Raw genomic sequence first — 16438 nt, 5'->3', positions numbered from 1 at the left:
TTGCCAAGCACTATGCGTATCAAACCAGCCAAGTCTATTGCTGTACTTCCTTTTGTTAACATGAGTTCAAACAAAGAGAACGAATATTTTAGCGATGGAATGACAGAGGAAATCATCAATGCTCTAGCCAAGATCAAACGGCTAAAAGTTACCTCAAGGACTTCTTCTTTTTTCTTCAAAAATAAAAATATTCCAATCCCTCAAATTGGTCAACAGCTTAATGTTTCGACAATTCTGGAAGGTAGCGTTCGCTTGTCGGGCAATAAAATGCGCATTACTGCACAATTAATTGATGTTTCAGACGATTTTCATTTTTGGTCCGATACCTTTGATCGATCCATCGATGACATTTTTGCGGTTCAAGATGAAATTAGTCTGTTAATTGCGGATAAATTACGGGAACATATCGGACATTTTGAGATAGAAGATCACTTGGTTGATCAGCTTGATATTCCCATTGAAACCTACCAACTCTATCTAAAAGGTCGGTTTCATTTGATGAAATTAAACTTGCCTGGCACGCTAAAAGGGATTGACATTTTGAAAGAAGTAATTGCTGCACAGCCCAATTTCCCGCTGGCTTACTTGGGCATCAATCAAGGTTATACCTTTATTGGCACAATGGGATTAATCCCTGCTCACGAAGCCTTTGCCAAAGCAAGACCTTTTCTGGAGAAAGCAATTGAACTCGATGAAAATTTACCAGAATCTCAATTGAACCTTTCTTGGATTTGCTGCTGGCAAAAGTGGGACTTGGAAGCGGCTTATCGGCATATAAACAAGGCCCTAAACATACGCCCAGCAGATCATATTTATCTAACAATGGCTAGTGTTTTATCGGTTGAAGGGAAATTCGAAGCGGCCTTCAATTATATTGACAAAGCCCTTCAACTTGATCCATTTTCGGCTATTAATCATCATTTTAAAGGCTTTATTTTTTATTTACAAGAAAAATTTGAACAAGCCATTCCCCATTTTGAAAAAAGTCTTCAATTGCAAGCTGACCTAACCATCCTACAAGCTGAATGGGGACGCAGCCTGTTGCTAATGGGGCGTTTGTCTGAAGGGTTGGCGTTTTATCAAAACCTTCCTGATGACAATTCAGGGAGTTTGACTAAATTGGAAGGACTGACATTAGCCTATGCAGCATTGGGCGATTTAGAACAGGCGGCTTTAGGTATAAAAGAATTAGAGGCAGCCTTAGAAACTGCCGCTATGGGAAATGCATTAATCTCTTTAATTCTATGCAAAACCATGTTGGACAAAAAGGAAGAAGCCATTCAGCTAATGGAACAAGGGCTTAAGCTTCGTTTGCCAATGTTATTGCTGTTGTATACAGAACCACTGCTCAAGCCTCTTCGTTCAATGCCTCGCTTTCAAGCCTTGATGCAAGAAATTTTGGGCAAAAAAACAAGTTTTGGGCTTTCCAAAAGAAAGTACAAAAAGTCCTTATTCAATAAAACAAGTTTAGCACAGTACCAGCAACAACTAGAAAAGTTAATGCAAGAAAAACAGCCTTACCTTGATCCTGATTTGACGCTTCGAAGCTTGGCTCAAATGTTAAACATTCCCCCCAATCAACTATCACAGTTGCTCAATGAAGGTTTTGACAAAAATTTTGCAGCTTATGTTAATTCTTATCGAATAGAAAGTTTTAAATCCAAAGCGGCTAATCCCAACTTACGCCATTTGACCATTCTAGCACTGGCTTATGAAAGTGGTTTTAATTCTAAAACTGTTTTTAATACTTTCTTTAAGAAAAAAATGGGCATTACGCCTAAAGCTTATTGGAAAACACTCACTCAATAATTTTTTAACCGTTTTAAGCTGCTGTAGTTTTTTTTGTGGAATTATTTAAATGGATTAAATCATCAGGTTCTATTTTATTTAATAGCAATAAAAAGACAATCGTAATAATTCCCATGACATGATAATAGTCTGCAATATTAATCAATACATCCCCAATAATATCTCGCCCCATTATAGCTAATGCAGCCATCAAGACAAAGGCTAAAATAGCAATCATTTTTTTCCCCCAAGGTGCTTCTGTTTGTGCTTGGTGTACGAATAGTATATACATAATCATATAAGATCCCGCAGGTACAAAGTACATCATTGCATATTTAAGCTGATGAGGAAATAAAAGGAATGAGACTAACATTAAGTACGAGATTTCCCAAAAGAAATATAACGATCGATGTTTTTGTCGCTTGGAGGTATAAAAGATCAACCTCAACACTGAAAGAAGCAATAAAAATCTACTAAGTTGTAAAATGAGCAATAAGCTATCATAAGAAAATAAGGCAATCTTTCTTTTCAAACCATATAGATGGTTATCCTCTTCCTGCCCAAAATCGTAAAAATAACCTGGTAAAAGTGCATTGAGCGAATGACAACTGTTGTCTGCTTCAAAAACATAGCGCTCTCCTGATGGGTTAATTTGGTTTTTCCAATTCACCAATAATTCATTGTTATAATTATTGCCAATAAATAAGGCTGGTAAAAACAAACTAACAACTACTAAAAATGTGGTCATTAGAACAGCCGCCCATTTAAATTTAAAGAACAAGTAGTACAAACATAATATGGGCATTATCTTTATATTAATTCCTAACGCAAGAAGCGTGCTGCCTAGCCAATTTTTTTCCTTGATTAAGATCTGATAGACTCCTTCTAGGGTTAACCACACAATAAAAATGGTGATCTGACCTAGAATTAGATTGTTGTTAAAAAAGCCAGCAGAAAGTAATAAAACACCCCAAGACCAGCGATTTAAACTAGCCCTATCTATATCCAATTCTTTCTCTAGAATATTCCTTAGTATTTTCCAACAGCGCAAGGCAGCCAAAGTATTGACCAAAGCCCAAATAACACGCCCCCATTCGTAGGGCAATATTGAAAATGGTCTAAGCAGCAATGCAAATAAAGGGCTATACAGGTATCTATTGTAAAGATTGTTACTGTATATATTCTCCCCTCTACTGAGTTGCTCGGATGCATGCAAATAGACATTAATATCATTTCCCATACTATACGCTTTGGTTACAATATAAATAAGTGGGAGGATAAAAATGATTAGGTATTTTCGATTCATAAAATCTATTCCTTTGATTGTAAATTACTTTTTTGAGGCTGGTAAAGTTATAGGTCGTAAGTCGTATGTCCTGTATTTACAGGAACTAAGCATACGGCTTACGACTTATAACAAAGGTAGTAATAAGCAGGCAAGATAGTTTTCTATTCCACACCATTTATCAAAGAACCATTATTTTTTATTGGGTTGATTCTCGCTACTCCTTTCATTAAAAACGTTCGGATTTAAAAACTAGAACGATTCCTAATTGGTCTTACGCTACCTTTGAGGCATATCATTAAGCAATTTACCAACTTAAACGATAAAACAGATGACTATTACCAAAATGAACGCCATTGTATGTACTCAATATGGAGCCCCCGATGTACTCCAGCTTCAACAAGTAGAAAAACCAATTCCTAAAGATAATGAAGTTTTAATAAAAATACACGCTGCTGCTGTAACGGCTGCTGATGGTTTTATGCGAAAAGGCACTCCTTTCTTTGCTCGTTTTTTTATAGGATTATTCAAACCTAAAAACCCCATTCCAGGAACAGGCTTTGCTGGAACCGTTGAATCTATGGGTAAAGCTGTCAAAACATTTAGCGTAGGCGATCAAGTATTTGGAGAAACAACGCTTGGTTTTGGTGCCAATGCGGAATATGTATGTGTGGATGCAGCAGGAGTCATTGCACATAAACCTCAAAACATAAGCTATGCCGCCGCTGCTACCATTTGTGATGGTCCTATGACCTCGCTAAACTTTCTAAAAGAGTTAGCCAATATACAAGCTGGTCAAACCGTTTTGGTTAATGGTGCTTCTGGAAGCTTGGGCACCGCAGCCGTTCAACTCGCCAAATATTTTGGAGCAGAAGTAACAGGAGTATGCAGTCGCAATAACCTAGAATTGGTACAATCCTTGGGCGCAGATCACGTAATTGACTACACAACCACTGATTTCACTCAACAAAATAAACACTACGACATTATTTATGATACCGTAGGTAAGCTTTCATTTTCTAGCTGTAAAAAATCGTTAACAACTAATGGACTGTACCTTTCTCCTGTTCTTAGTTTTTCATTACTGCTAAACGTTATGAAAACGGCTATATTTGGAAGCAAAAAGGCAAAATTTTCAGCAACAGGAGCACTTCCTACCCCAGCCTTACGAATACTTCTTCAACAGGTAACGGAATTGATTCAGACGGAAAAAATAAAATCTATTATAGACAAATCTTACCCCTTAGCGCAAACAGCAGCAGCTCATCAGTATGTTGACAAAGGGCATAAAAAGGGAAATGTGGTGGTGGTTCCTGAGCATTGATTAGGTGATTTAACAATCACCTTTTTTCTTTTCTTTTTTTTCCACTATCTCTCAATTTTTGCTGATAGCCCTTAATCCAAGCCTTTCGTTCTTTGTTTTCAAGCACCCTCAATTCCTCGATCAATATTATTTCTTTATAAAAAGGATATTTTTGAGTGACGACATCGTATAATTCAATATCTCGCCATACAATCTCTACCACGGTATGTTGATACGCTTTGATTCCATTCATAAAACGAGTAGAACCATCAAATTCTCGAAACCACACAAAGTCCAAGGCTTGGTTATCCTCCGTTAAGATGGTAAAAATAGGAAATTGTTGATTGGTATTGAGTTGGTACAACAAACCTACGTTGGTCTTATTTTCTTGCTTAACTTCCTCTACTTCTTGCGTTGCTATTCGTCTCGAAAATTGCCGAAAGCCGTTACAGTTTTTTATAAGCGAACGATGCAACACCTGAGCCACCTTAAACATAGCATCACTATCCTCCAAATTAGCATTATTTTCTTTCAAAACTCCTGTAAGGTTGGTATACAAAGCCTCTTCTATGCAACTATCTGCTAGGGAAACAACTTCTTGATAAGGAATCGTATCAAAACCCATCGAATTAAAGCAACTACAGGCTCGTTCCAACGCTTCCTCTGTAGCCGTTTGCGCTCTACTTAGCAACGAGCAAAAAATGAACACTAATATGCAATAGAATTTACTCATTTCGTTGTTGTGAAAATCTATAAACGTTTTTCAATTTTTTATTCAAATCCAGATAGAGCTCACTCTCTCGACCTTGCAATCGCAAAACAATTCCTTTGGCTTTTAGGTATAATTTAGCAGCTTCTGAGCTATCCTCAAGTAAGATATAAAAATTAGCCAGATCCGCTAAGGCAGCCGCAAAGGGCAAACTTTCTGTACCGTATTTTTCTTCTGCTCTTTGCAACAATTTAGTGTACATCAACCTCGCTCCTGTGTACTCCCCTATTCTAGTATAAATAGTTGCCAAATTAAGCGCTAGCGGTAAATACAAATCAGATCCACGAGCCAAATCAATGGTTGTTAGATATAACTGCTCTCCTTTTTTATAACTTTCACAATCGTCAAAAATATAAAACAGCCGCTCTAAGTTAGTAATTACTTCATCAGAGATCACCCCTCCAGCACTATTTAATACATAACGAATCAGTTTTGCTGTTTCTTCTAAAGCGGATTCATTTGTCAGTTCATAGGCTTGGTGCTCTCCCCTTGCTAAATAATTAGAAGACAAGGTAATTAAACTATGAATAAAAATTATTTTCACTTCAAAATAAACCCGATAGGCTCTTTTTCTTTGCCCCTTATCTCTAATTTGGTCGATAGAACGATTAAAAAACTGTACAGGATAATATTGTTGGTTGAGCGGGTTTTGAAGTTTTATGTTTTTAACTTGCCAGCACAAGTTTTCGCTTTCTTTATACTGCCCTAATTTCATTTTCACTTTTGCCAAATGCACCAATGCTTCGGCATAATCCACTGATTTTTTGCCATACAAGAGCGCAGAAATGGCAACCAACTCCTTTCGAATCGTTTGACTAAGCATCCAGTCCTCAACGGCCTCGCTCGCTTGAACCGTTTTGCGCAAAATCATCGCATATCTTGTTCCTTTTTTGGCATAACGATCTGTTGCCAGTTCTCGCATTCTCAATGCATAAGGCAATGATTTGGCATACCAGCCTTTTTGTTGGTATTCATCTACAATGCTTATCAAATCATCCCATGACATTTTATCAACAGATGGTTTGATCTGCCCCAAAAGAATTTGAGTACAACAGATAAAGCATAACAATAGGTGAATAAGTAATCGCATAATCATTGGGTCTATAAATGAGAAGTGTAATACGCCGTTAATGAGCCCCTTATATTCTAGCTAAAACAATACACTTTGGATTTTAACGATAAAAGTGTTCCTTTTTTTATAAAAACGTTCTTTGACAGCTCAATCGTATGGAAATTTTAATGAATGGTCTTAATTATGCCATTTGGGTATTAGATTTTAGAAAAAAATTAGATCGCTTCACTTTTAGACGATATAGGCATGAATTGCAGCTATATCGTCTAGGTTCTACTATCCCCAAATAGAATAATTTTACCTTACAGTATATAATATATAATACTTCGTGGATTTTTCAACAGAGTAATGCTATTAGTAGCACACAATTTACTTAGCTGCGCTGCTAGGTTAGCTAGTGCGCTAGCGCTTATGAGCATCCTGAGGTCGGTTCGTTATCACTCGTCAGCCAGCAAACTGGGTTCTCCGTGGTCGTGATAGAGTTGTCAAAGAACCATAAAAAATAAAGAGATTTCTGGATTTTATAGCAGGAAATAAGCTAGAGTTTTCATTTTCAACCAAAAAATTAATTATACCTCTACATTAACCTATCTTTGTGCATCATTAGAATCGTTCAATATTTGATCTTTTTTTGTTTCCTAATACAATCTTCGTTTTATTCGTATATCAGATTGAGCAAGAAATGTGTATTTTGAACATCAACTAAAATGCAATCAATCAAAATAATCAATTTATCTTATGTGGGAATTTATTCAACCAGTCTTAGCTTTTAAGAATCCTGTTGCTTTTGCAGTACCTATATTTGCGCTACTGATAGCAATCGAAGCCTATCTCAATTATAAAGAACGTGCCGACAATTATCTACTTCCAGACGCTGTAGCTAGTATATCAATGGGGTTAGGATCTGTTATTATCGATCTACTGACCAAGTCTATAGCATTGGCTTCTTTTTGGTTAATTTATAACCACTATGGTATCTGGAAAGAAGCGCTATCTTATACCGTGTTGGGTTGGGTTTTATTGTTCTTTTTAGATGATTTTACATTTTATTGGCATCATCGTTTTTCTCATCAAATCCGTGTACTTTGGGCAGCGCATGTCAATCATCATTCTTCACAGCACTATAACCTAAGTACAGCACTGCGCCAAAGTTGGGCAGAGCTTTTTTACAAGTATATTTGGTATATTTGGTTGCCTTTTTTGGGGTTCCATCCGATCATGATACTAACTCAATTATCCATTAGTTTAATTTACCAATTCTGGATTCACACCAAGTACATCCAACGTTTTCCTAGGTGGTTTGAATTTATCTTTAATACGCCTTCACACCACCGAGTACACCATGCCAAGAACATTATTTATTTGGATCGAAATCATGCAGGCATCTTAATTATTTGGGATCGGATGTTTGGTACCTTTATGGAGGAAGACCCCAATGAGCCAGTTATTTATGGCATTACCACCAATATTGACACTTACAATCCCTTGCGCATTGCTTCCCATGAATTTATCAATTTGGGCAAAGACATTCGGAAAGCCCCTAGCCTGATGGACAAACTCAAGTATATTTTTTTGCCTCCTGGATGGAGTCACGATGGCAGTACTGCAACAGCAGATGAAATGCGAGCAGAATGGGAAAAACAGCAAAGCTCCTGAACTATTTGTACTTCTTGGATAGTTATTAATTTAGAACCTACTGCATTTATCCATAGCATAAAAATCACCATTACATGAGTCCAGTCTTCCTATCTTCCTCTTGGGGAGAATTTTTATTGCAAGTTGCCAGAAGCCCGCAGAACTATATCTTTTGGTTGATTATCTTCTTAATTTTACTCTTTCTTCTTTCTAGGTTTAGGCATAGAATGGAAGAACAAGGCGTAAACAAAGCAATTTATATTTCTCGTGGTCTAGTGGGTACCTTTTTTGCGTTTATCATTACTCCCATTGCCATCTATATTATGCTCAATGTTGTGGCCTTGGTTCATGGTGTCAATACCATAGGCATTACCTTTTTGACACGATGGCTTTGGTTGACCCTAACCTCTTATTGGTGGCTCTTAAAATGTTTTTTTGGTAGTGCTAGTTTGGATGGAGCAACAGACATTTATAGCCTAGATTCTATGATTAGAATTGCTTGGGTATTGGTGCCACTGTCTATTATTTGGTTTAGAATGTCCAATTCAAAAATTGGCAAACTCTTTTTAATCCCTTTAATTATAGGAACCTTAGTCATCACTCGTTACAAATACGCTCCTCCCACCTTTATTACACAAGATAAAGATTTGATTACGAGAATACCTGGGCTGAAATGGTTTGTTGAAAATGATGACGCACCTAGCAGTTCTGACGAGGGGATGCTAAAACCCAACCAACGAAAAATTATTGCAGGAGCATTAGCAGTTGTAATTATTGCTGGTTTTGTGGTTGGTTTGTACCTAGAATATAGAATCATTGGCTTGCTCATTACCCTCATTGGTCTACTAGGATTCTTATTAATGGCTCCTCACGAAAAAGAAAAAGTGATCCCCCCTATTCACCACAATGATTATCACTTAAATGTTGATAGTTTGGTCTATCGGATGGACAGCCTTTACTTGGTCGATCAACAAAGTATTGAGGTCTATAACCTAAGCATGAAAATTAGTGCTGCCTACCAAGCAAAAATTGCAGTAGGTGATATGATTCGTTTTCCTGACTCTTTATGTGTTAAATATGAATCGTACTTCTATGATTGGTGCAAAAAGTGATGGAGATAGAATTTGAAGGTTAATTTTTTTTTGTATTTTTACTTTTAAGCTATTTAGGGTTGATTTAGGCATTATTTTTTAGTTGCAGTCATCTGATTTTCAATCATACGGCTACATCATCAGCAGGTATTTTTTAACCAACCTTAGATGTTATCTAATACAACCAATTTTTTATGCTCAATAGATCAATAAATGGGTAGAAAACCACTAGACAAAGAACGAGTTGATGATCCCTATGTCAAAGAAGCATGGGTTAAAGAGCTTGCTACCTTATATCTGCAATATGGTCTAGGGAAATTTACCATGGATAAGATTGCTAAAAAACTAAATATTAGCAAAGCTACTCTATACAAATACTTCTCCTCCAAAGATGAAATCATTGATGCGGTTGTCAAACACAAAATTCAAGAGATTATTTATCTTGAAGATTTATTGGCTGATGATAACATCGATTTTTCGGAGCGCTTTTTTGAAATTATAAAAACGGCCTCTATCATGTTGGCTGAGATTTCGGGGCAGTTTTTGCACGATACAAAGGTCAAACACCCTGAATTATTTCACAAAATGGATGCATTTAGCGATAGGGCACTTTACGCTGCTCAAAAATTTTATCAACAGGGAATAGAGATGGGAGTGTTAAATGATATCGATCCTAAAATACTTGCGCTTACCGACAAAATGTTTATCCAAGCCGTTTCCAACCCTAAGTTTTTGCAAGAACATGGCATTTCTATAAAAGAAGCCTTTGATAGTTATTTTTTGATGAAAAGTAAAGGCATTTTTAAATAAGCCAACTTACACATAACATATCTTTATATCAATAATTTATCGAGTTTAACCTTGATCCACAAATCAGCATAAATTCATGATTTATATCTTAACCTTTTGTGCAAATTTGCGTAACATAAACTAGATATGTTTTCTGTAGTAGAATGCTAAGTATAAAAAAATACAAAACGGGATCATAGATAACAAAATCAAACTCCAATAAAAGATTGTCTTCGTTAATACACTCAATTCTTTATTAAAAAAGCGTTTGAGCAATAGATCTAAGCCCCAACCAATCGTATAAATAACATTATAACAAAAAGCAAATCCGAAAGCAACTACCAGAAAGGTTATTAACAGTTCTCCTGTTAATAGTTTTAGTTTACTCGTACTTATTAATATGATTAATATAAACGTAACCAGACCAGCTATGCCTACAATCAAATTGTAATTCAATCTACGGCTTTCCCACCATAGAATAAGTGAGTTATAATTGGGTTTTGATTCGATCCATTCTTCATCCAAAAGTTCATTTTTCATCTATACTAAATTATAAAGCAAACAATTCTAAAAAATTACACCAATTAAGATAAAAAAAAATAATTCTTGCGCAACTCATTGCTCCTAACTCGCTAACTAACAACTAAAATATACAATTAATATTTAGTAAGTTTGTCCTAAGCGTTGGAATTGTTCAAGGGTCATAAAAATTAATCCCCCAAATATAAAAAAATGAAAATAGCTGTTATTGATTGCGGAACAAACACCTTTACCTTAAGTCTGTTTGAAGTAGATTCAAAAGGTCATTTTAAACGAACCTTCAAGGATCGACATTATGTAGACCTAGCCGAAGAGGGGATTCATACCATTGGTCCCAAAGCTTTTCAACGAGGCGTTGATGCCTTTCGTTCTTTTGGCTGCTTTTTGCAAGATTATCCCAATATCAAAACGATTGCCCTAGGAACTGCGGCACTACGACAAGCCAGTAACCAAGCGGCCTTTATTGAAGCAGCAAAAGCAGTATCTGGGATCACCATTCAGGTTATTGATGGAGCCAAAGAAGCCTCTTTGATTTACAAGGGTGTTCGGCTTGCCGCTCCTCTGGGGGAATCTCCTTCTCTCATCATGGATATTGGCGGCGGTAGTGTTGAATTTATCATCGCTGACAACCAACAGGTTTATTGGGCAAAAAGTTACCCGATTGGCGTTGCCGTTTTATTTGATCAGTTTCATCAATCTGACCCCATCAACACAATGGAGATACAAGCACTTAACCAATACCTTGAAGGTATGCTTGCTGATCTAGTTGCTCTCCTCCCTTCTTATCCAATAGAGTATTTGGTGGGAGCCTCTGGATCATTTGATGTTTTAGATAATATGATTGGTAGTAAAGAAGCAGGGCAACCCTTTGGTTATATTGATGCCAAAGACTTTGATGTTACTCAAAAACAACTTGTTGGTGCTAGTTTTGAACAACGACTTAAGATGAAAAACCTAACTTCTACTCGTGCCAAACTCATTGTTATGTCAGTTCTATTAATTGATTTTATCCACAAAAAAATTGACACCGATCATTTGATTGTTTCTGAACATGCTATGCGAGAAGGATTAGTTTACGAATTTTTACATACATAGTTGTTAGGATTTTCTAAAAAAAAAGAGTACTTTTAATTGTTAATTTCTTTGTGTAAGCAACCCATCAATTATGGCAAAAAAAAGAGCATCTAAAATTTATGAAGAGGAAAAAGAACAGTTAGACAAACGTTCTATTAATACTCTTTTTGCTGATAAAGAAGACGAAGAATTGATGGGCATCAATGCAGCATTAGAAAAAGACAAAAAAAATGCTAGTAGTGTTGAAGAGGAAAAAGAAATCAAATCAGAACAAACGGATCTCCTAAAAGCACAACAAAAAAGAGCAGAAGCAGAGGCGGCCAACAAAGGCATTTCTGTTCCTCCTGCCAAAGCGCAGCGGGACCCCAAAATGGATAAAGACCCCATTGAGGGCGAAGACTTGGGCTTGGAGGAAAATGATTTTTTGCTCTCTCGAAAGGTTACGGAACTAGATCTGGAAGTGCACAATAAAGTCAACAGAGAGGGCTTGTTAGGCTCTAATGTTCGCAAACCCCGTGACTTAGTTAGCATTTTTAGTCGTGGTTTGAGTACGAATGAATCTCCCAAAATCGATTCGGCTTATAGTATTGAAAACAACAAAATTTTACAAAAAGAAATTGCAGCCATACAGTTGCTACATAATTATCACTCTAGAGATAATTCTGAAAAGAATAATGCCCGCCATCTCTTTGCTGAAATTTATTTAGAAGAAGACCTCATAGAGGAAATCAAAGCGGACAAAAAAGCTTATGAAAATGAGGATCTAATTGCTATTATCAGAGAGCGTTTGTAGTTCCTTTTTAGGGATTTTTTTTCCAAACAACAAACCTGAATTCTTTTTTTGATCTAGATCAAAAAAACACCTATTCTGAATCGCTACCTTTGTTTTATTAAGCATTTAACAAAGGCTATGGTGTATGAAAAAAATGATCATCTTCTTGCTACTAACAATAATAGCTTGCTCTAAACAAGAGCAAACCTTGGTTGGCGTTTGGCAAGTAAGCAACTCTTTTTATCGGGCAAACTATCAGATTGTTGCCAAAAGAAATGGCTTTACGGGTAAAATTCTCTACTACAATGATGGAACAAGTCAATACACTAAAAACGATCAACTCACTCTTTTTAAGGGACTGACTTTCCAAGATTCCGTTTATGTAGATGGTATTTCTGGCGCCACTTCATCAAGCAATACATCTCGAACCATTTGCATCAAAATAAAAAGTCAAGATACACTAGAAGCAACAACCTATGTGATGGCACATCCTGTCACAGAATTATGGATTAGACAAAAATAATAGTATTATGAAAAAACCGTTAATTGTTATAATCACACTGATTATAATGGGGCTTTTTTTTGCCTGTACCAAAACAACCATTGATCCTACCCCCTCTCCTCCTTTAGTCATCAAACCAGTTGATATTACGACAGATGGGTTTGATTTTTTAGAAAAAATGCAAGGGCATTGGGTGGGTAAAAACCGTGTTATTGCAGACGACTACGATTGGTTTGCATTTGATTACCGAGCCATTTCTGCTGCTCATATTCATGGCATTTTTGAAGGCGGTTCTATGGGAAATTTATTTACTTCCTTTTTTGTTACTGATTTTAAAAATACAAGAACCATCATGGCTCGTAACGGTGGTTTGTTAAATGGTATTTACAGAACCAGCTATTTTGTCATGGACAGCGTACGGGAAGATTCTGATGGCAGCAAATATTATCGTTTGGTAGATGCTATTGGTGGTGATCGATTGATGTATATGGAATTAAAATTCAAACAAGATAGCTTATATTTTAATTCTTATACCAGTCGCCTTGGGCTTATGGAACTTCCTACTCGTCATATGACCTTCAAAGGCAAGAAAAGAAATCTTGATTTATCCCAAACAGCAGCAACGACGCTAAATTTTCCTCAAAATATAGTAGAACATGATTTTTCTAATGGATTTGTTCAAAGCAATCTATATGTTAATGCAGGAGATACTGCTCCAAAATCAGCTTCTTTTCTGAATCAAGGCAATGCTGACCTCCTTACCTTAGCAGCAGGTTCTGGCGATCCTTATATTATTAGTGATTATCCACATTTAGGGTATTTAGAAGTTGATCTGGTTAAAAACTCAGCAATTGATAGCGTTCCTATATTTTTGTATTTATCTAAAACGGCTTTAACAGATCCATTGGGCTATCTACAAATGAATGCCTTTGATGATGTCTTATTGTTTCCTGAATTAATCGCCACTCAACATCAGTTTACCTTTACCTATTTACACCCTGGCAATTATTACGTTACGGCCATTGCTGATAAAAATCAGGACGGTTACCCATCGGCAGGAGACATCACACATCCTAGCCAAAGCATAACAATTACTCCCCAAGGACAACATCAAATTAATATCAATAACATTACTGTTCAAAATTAAATCTTATGAATCAAGCACTAAATAATCTTATAATTATTCTTACGCTCTTTTTATTTTTATTTCAAAGCTGTGATAAAACAGAGCCAGCTGTTACGGTAACTTATTCTAGTGACATTCAAAACATCATGTACAATTATTGTACTTCTTGTCATCAAGGGACAGCCCCTAGCGCAAATTTAGATCTAAGTACCTATCAAAATGTTCGCAATGCTACATTACAGGGAACCCTAGTCCAACGAGTCAATGATGCCAACAATCCTATGCCAGCAAGTGGTCTAATTGCTGCCTCTGACAGAAAAAAAATAGACGATTGGGTACAAGCTGGTTGTCCTCAATAATCAAAAGAATAAATACTAAAAAGGGGCTAAAGCGTAAATTACGCTTTAGCCCCAATTCTATTCTAAATAATTTTTATTAGCGTTCAAATTTCACCTCTATTTCTTCTGTTTTAGGCAGTGCACGACAAGTCAAAATTAATCCTTTTTTTAGTTCCTCATCATCCAATGCCATACAAGATTTCATCACAACTTCTCCCTTTACTAACGTTGCTACACAAGTACCACAAACACCACTCTCACAAGAATAAGGAGATGCTACCTCTGCTGCTTTGAGCGTTTCTAAAATTGTTTTGCCCTTTGTCATCTTCAACTGATGCGATTGCCTATCCAGCGAAACCGTCAGTTGAGCCTTGTCAACTCCTTCCATCTCATTAGAAAGCTCCTCAGTTGCTCCAAATTGCTCAATATGAATCAACTCTTTGGGAATGCCTAATTCCAGCAAGGTGTTTTTAACTGTGGTATTCATAGCACCAGGACCACAACTATAATACTCTGTCTGCTGTGCAATTGGAGGATGTTGATTAATAAACCATTCTACTGAGGAGGCATCAATTCTTCCTTTTTTTCCCTTCCATGTTTCCCACGTTGTCCAAACTTTAGGGGCACTTAAGGTATAAACAATCCCCACTTGGTCTGGGTAATTTTGTGCTATTTCATCTAGCTCCTCTTTAAAAATAATACTATCCTGATCTGTATTTCCATAAAATAAGTAAACCAAAGCATCTTTAGAGGTTTCTAATACAGATTTTAGAATAGAAATAATTGGCGTTATGCCACTGCCTGCTGCAAATAAAAAATAGCTTTTATAAGCGTTGGCATTTATGTTTGCAAAAAATCTACCTTGGGGAGTTGACACCGAGACCTTATCTCCAACTTGTAGTTGGTCATTCAGGTAATTAGAGACAACACCTCCTTTGACTCGCTTGATCGTTATTTGTAACGAGGCATCACTATAAGGGCAACTATTTAAAGAATAACATCTCCGAAACTCTGTTCCATCAATGTGAAGCTTAAGTATTAGGTGCTGTCCAGCATAATATTGATAACTAGAAGCCGTCTGTAGTGCTGTGGGCAATTCAAAAGTTACCGTTATGGCTTCCTTGATTGGCTTATGAACTGCTGTAACGACTAAATCATTAAATTCCATTGACATATTTCATTTATTTTTTGCGATTGGGTTGCATCCATTTTTGTACAATTTTTTGAAAATCACGAATTGTACTTTCTCCATTTTGAGCGGTATGCATTACACTCAACAGTGGATTTTTAAGTGACTTTTGTTGTTGCTCACAGACATAAATATCCTCTTCCATAAAATCGCCACTTGCCATAGGGTCGTTAGGATCAGTAGATTCATATTTGGTCGATAATCCTAAAATTCGTTTCCAATTCTTCTTGGACTTTTCTCCTTGTTTATAATATTCCCAATCACTCATTTCTTCCATTTTTGAACGAACAATGACTTTGGTACGATCGGCTGCCAATGGAATCACCTGAAAAATAGACCAACTTGACTCTCCCTCTGCCAAACCAACACTTGGAAAAAGCCAAGGAACATAAGCGCCGATGTATTCATCTGTCATTTCTTGAATTCGCTTAAAAGGGATGAGTTCATCCAAATGGTCAAAATAAGCCTTGGCAAGAGGCTCCCAAAACATATAGTGATCTCCAACAAAACCAAATTTTGCCTTTGAATGATCGTACATATTTAAGGTGTGCGAGTGTAGATGTGCCAAATGATAAACATCAATATAGTTCTCTACAACAATTTTCCAATTGGCTTTAATCTCTTTTTCATAACGAGTATCTGGATACTCTATTAAGCGTTGAGGCTGATGAGGACCAAGGTGCTCTTTACACCCTTTAAACCATTCGGTAATCGGCATTGCCTTAGGGTCAGGATGCACCCAAAGCATTCCTCTCCAAATATCTACAGCCGCTTTGTGCAAGCAAATTTTATCCAATTCTAAATCAGGAAATTCTTTTTCTTTTTCAGGAACATTAATCAGTTGTCCTGACAAATCATAGCTCCAGTCATGATAAGGGCAGGTTAAGGCTTTTTGTTTTTTGCCAACAGCACGCAATAATTGTGTTCCTCTATGGCGACATAAATTGTGAAAAGCTCTTAACCGCTGATCTCTGCCCTTGACGACTAGTATATTTTGGCGACCACATTGCACCGTAATATAATCTCCTGGATCTTGAATATCTTCTATTAAACCAGCAAACTGCCAAGTATTACCAAAAATTAATTCTTGCTCTTGTTCAAACCATTCTTGAGAAGTATAAGCCTCTACTGGCAAAATAGGCATTCCTTTTTTTCCATCCATTGA

The 16438-nt window shown here is 36.6% G+C and carries 16 protein-coding genes; 10 read left to right on the top strand and 6 right to left on the bottom strand.

The genetic code is table 11. The annotated features are described in order from the left end of the window. The first annotated feature begins 12 nt into the window (after positions 1–12). On the top strand, positions 13–1809 hold the full coding sequence (locus tag AsAng_RS28140; RefSeq protein ID WP_264790486.1) for a helix-turn-helix domain-containing protein: 1797 nt from the start codon (positions 13–15) through the stop codon (positions 1807–1809). Between the two features lie 13 nt (positions 1810–1822). On the opposite strand, the gene AsAng_RS28135 is transcribed toward AsAng_RS28140, so the two are convergent. Beyond that, positions 1823–3094, bottom strand: coding sequence for a glycosyltransferase family 87 protein (locus AsAng_RS28135; RefSeq protein ID WP_264790485.1), 1272 nt, complete (start codon positions 3092–3094; stop codon positions 1823–1825). Between the two features lie 310 nt (positions 3095–3404). Between AsAng_RS28135 and AsAng_RS28130 the strand changes: the two genes are divergently transcribed. Further along, positions 3405–4397, top strand: coding sequence for an NAD(P)-dependent alcohol dehydrogenase (locus AsAng_RS28130; protein WP_264790484.1), 993 nt, complete (start codon positions 3405–3407; stop codon positions 4395–4397). 16 nt (positions 4398–4413) lie between these two features. On the opposite strand, the gene AsAng_RS28125 is transcribed toward AsAng_RS28130, so the two are convergent. Next, positions 4414–5109, bottom strand: coding sequence for a hypothetical protein (locus AsAng_RS28125; protein WP_264790483.1), 696 nt, complete (start codon positions 5107–5109; stop codon positions 4414–4416). Beyond that, positions 5102–6235 (bottom strand): tetratricopeptide repeat protein, encoded by a 1134-nt coding sequence (locus tag AsAng_RS28120; protein WP_264790482.1) that lies wholly within the window; start codon positions 6233–6235, stop codon positions 5102–5104. The genes AsAng_RS28125 and AsAng_RS28120 overlap by 8 nt, the downstream gene beginning before the upstream one ends. A gap of 720 nt (positions 6236–6955) precedes the next feature. Here AsAng_RS28120 and AsAng_RS28115 point away from each other — a divergent pair. The 3 genes from AsAng_RS28115 to AsAng_RS28105 all read left to right on the top strand — a co-directional run bounded on the left by AsAng_RS28115 (position 6956) and on the right by AsAng_RS28105 (position 9753). Next, positions 6956–7873, top strand: a complete 918-nt coding sequence (locus AsAng_RS28115) for a sterol desaturase family protein (protein ID WP_264790481.1) — start codon at positions 6956–6958, stop codon at positions 7871–7873. A gap of 74 nt (positions 7874–7947) precedes the next feature. Continuing rightward, complete coding sequence (locus tag AsAng_RS28110; protein ID WP_264790480.1) at positions 7948–8964, top strand: hypothetical protein; 1017 nt, start codon at positions 7948–7950, stop codon at positions 8962–8964. Between the two features lie 192 nt (positions 8965–9156). Next, on the top strand, positions 9157–9753 hold the full coding sequence (locus AsAng_RS28105) for a TetR/AcrR family transcriptional regulator (protein ID WP_264790479.1): 597 nt from the start codon (positions 9157–9159) through the stop codon (positions 9751–9753). Between the two features lie 120 nt (positions 9754–9873). On the opposite strand, the gene AsAng_RS28100 is transcribed toward AsAng_RS28105, so the two are convergent. Beyond that, entirely contained in the window at positions 9874–10272 is a 399-nt protein-coding gene (locus AsAng_RS28100; RefSeq protein ID WP_264790478.1) for a hypothetical protein, read from the bottom strand. A gap of 192 nt (positions 10273–10464) precedes the next feature. On the opposite strand from AsAng_RS28100, the gene AsAng_RS28095 reads away from it, so the two are divergent. From AsAng_RS28095 to AsAng_RS28075, 5 genes are all read left to right on the top strand, one after another. After that, the gene (locus tag AsAng_RS28095) at positions 10465–11367 is read left to right on the top strand and encodes a Ppx/GppA phosphatase family protein (RefSeq protein ID WP_264790477.1); all 903 of its coding nucleotides are present in this window, start codon (positions 10465–10467) and stop codon (positions 11365–11367) included. Between the two features lie 70 nt (positions 11368–11437). Continuing rightward, on the top strand, positions 11438–12139 hold the full coding sequence (locus AsAng_RS28090; protein ID WP_264790476.1) for a hypothetical protein: 702 nt from the start codon (positions 11438–11440) through the stop codon (positions 12137–12139). Between the two features lie 124 nt (positions 12140–12263). Next, positions 12264–12641: a hypothetical protein gene (locus tag AsAng_RS28085; RefSeq protein ID WP_264790475.1), complete on the top strand. Its 378-nt coding sequence runs from the start codon at positions 12264–12266 to the stop codon at positions 12639–12641. A gap of 7 nt (positions 12642–12648) precedes the next feature. Next, the gene (locus tag AsAng_RS28080) at positions 12649–13767 is read left to right on the top strand and encodes a hypothetical protein (protein WP_264790474.1); all 1119 of its coding nucleotides are present in this window, start codon (positions 12649–12651) and stop codon (positions 13765–13767) included. Between the two features lie 5 nt (positions 13768–13772). Then, positions 13773–14105 (top strand): hypothetical protein, encoded by a 333-nt coding sequence (locus AsAng_RS28075; RefSeq protein ID WP_264790473.1) that lies wholly within the window; start codon positions 13773–13775, stop codon positions 14103–14105. A gap of 76 nt (positions 14106–14181) precedes the next feature. Here the strand turns inward: AsAng_RS28075 and AsAng_RS28070 are convergent, their stop codons facing one another. Both AsAng_RS28070 and AsAng_RS28065 read right to left on the bottom strand, forming a co-directional pair. After that, entirely contained in the window at positions 14182–15258 is a 1077-nt protein-coding gene (locus AsAng_RS28070; protein WP_264790472.1) for a ferredoxin--NADP reductase, read from the bottom strand. 7 nt (positions 15259–15265) lie between these two features. After that, complete coding sequence (locus AsAng_RS28065; RefSeq protein ID WP_264790471.1) at positions 15266–16435, bottom strand: aromatic ring-hydroxylating oxygenase subunit alpha; 1170 nt, start codon at positions 16433–16435, stop codon at positions 15266–15268. Positions 16436–16438 lie beyond the last annotated feature (3 nt).

The sequence above is a fragment of the Aureispira anguillae genome (assembly GCF_026000115.1).
Classification (GTDB): domain Bacteria; phylum Bacteroidota; class Bacteroidia; order Chitinophagales; family Saprospiraceae; genus Aureispira; species Aureispira anguillae.
The sequence above is the reverse complement of the archived record's forward strand: the minus strand, read 5'-3'. Positions and strand labels throughout refer to the sequence as shown.

Coding starts and splice junctions, on each gene's coding strand:
- AsAng_RS28135 (WP_264790485.1), bottom strand. CDS start 3,094: ATGAATCGAAAATACCTAATCATTTTTATCCTCCCACTTATTTATATT.
- AsAng_RS28140 (WP_264790486.1), top strand. CDS start 13: ATGCGTATCAAACCAGCCAAGTCTATTGCTGTACTTCCTTTTGTTAAC.
- AsAng_RS28115 (WP_264790481.1), top strand. CDS start 6,956: ATGTGGGAATTTATTCAACCAGTCTTAGCTTTTAAGAATCCTGTTGCT.
- AsAng_RS28080 (WP_264790474.1), top strand. CDS start 12,649: ATGAAAAAACCGTTAATTGTTATAATCACACTGATTATAATGGGGCTT.
- AsAng_RS28095 (WP_264790477.1), top strand. CDS start 10,465: ATGAAAATAGCTGTTATTGATTGCGGAACAAACACCTTTACCTTAAGT.
- AsAng_RS28130 (WP_264790484.1), top strand. CDS start 3,405: ATGACTATTACCAAAATGAACGCCATTGTATGTACTCAATATGGAGCC.
- AsAng_RS28065 (WP_264790471.1), bottom strand. CDS start 16,435: ATGGATGGAAAAAAAGGAATGCCTATTTTGCCAGTAGAGGCTTATACT.
- AsAng_RS28110 (WP_264790480.1), top strand. CDS start 7,948: ATGAGTCCAGTCTTCCTATCTTCCTCTTGGGGAGAATTTTTATTGCAA.
- AsAng_RS28075 (WP_264790473.1), top strand. CDS start 13,773: ATGAATCAAGCACTAAATAATCTTATAATTATTCTTACGCTCTTTTTA.
- AsAng_RS28120 (WP_264790482.1), bottom strand. CDS start 6,235: ATGCGATTACTTATTCACCTATTGTTATGCTTTATCTGTTGTACTCAA.
- AsAng_RS28125 (WP_264790483.1), bottom strand. CDS start 5,109: ATGAGTAAATTCTATTGCATATTAGTGTTCATTTTTTGCTCGTTGCTA.
- AsAng_RS28100 (WP_264790478.1), bottom strand. CDS start 10,272: ATGAAAAATGAACTTTTGGATGAAGAATGGATCGAATCAAAACCCAAT.
- AsAng_RS28105 (WP_264790479.1), top strand. CDS start 9,157: ATGGGTAGAAAACCACTAGACAAAGAACGAGTTGATGATCCCTATGTC.
- AsAng_RS28085 (WP_264790475.1), top strand. CDS start 12,264: ATGAAAAAAATGATCATCTTCTTGCTACTAACAATAATAGCTTGCTCT.
- AsAng_RS28090 (WP_264790476.1), top strand. CDS start 11,438: ATGGCAAAAAAAAGAGCATCTAAAATTTATGAAGAGGAAAAAGAACAG.
- AsAng_RS28070 (WP_264790472.1), bottom strand. CDS start 15,258: ATGTCAATGGAATTTAATGATTTAGTCGTTACAGCAGTTCATAAGCCA.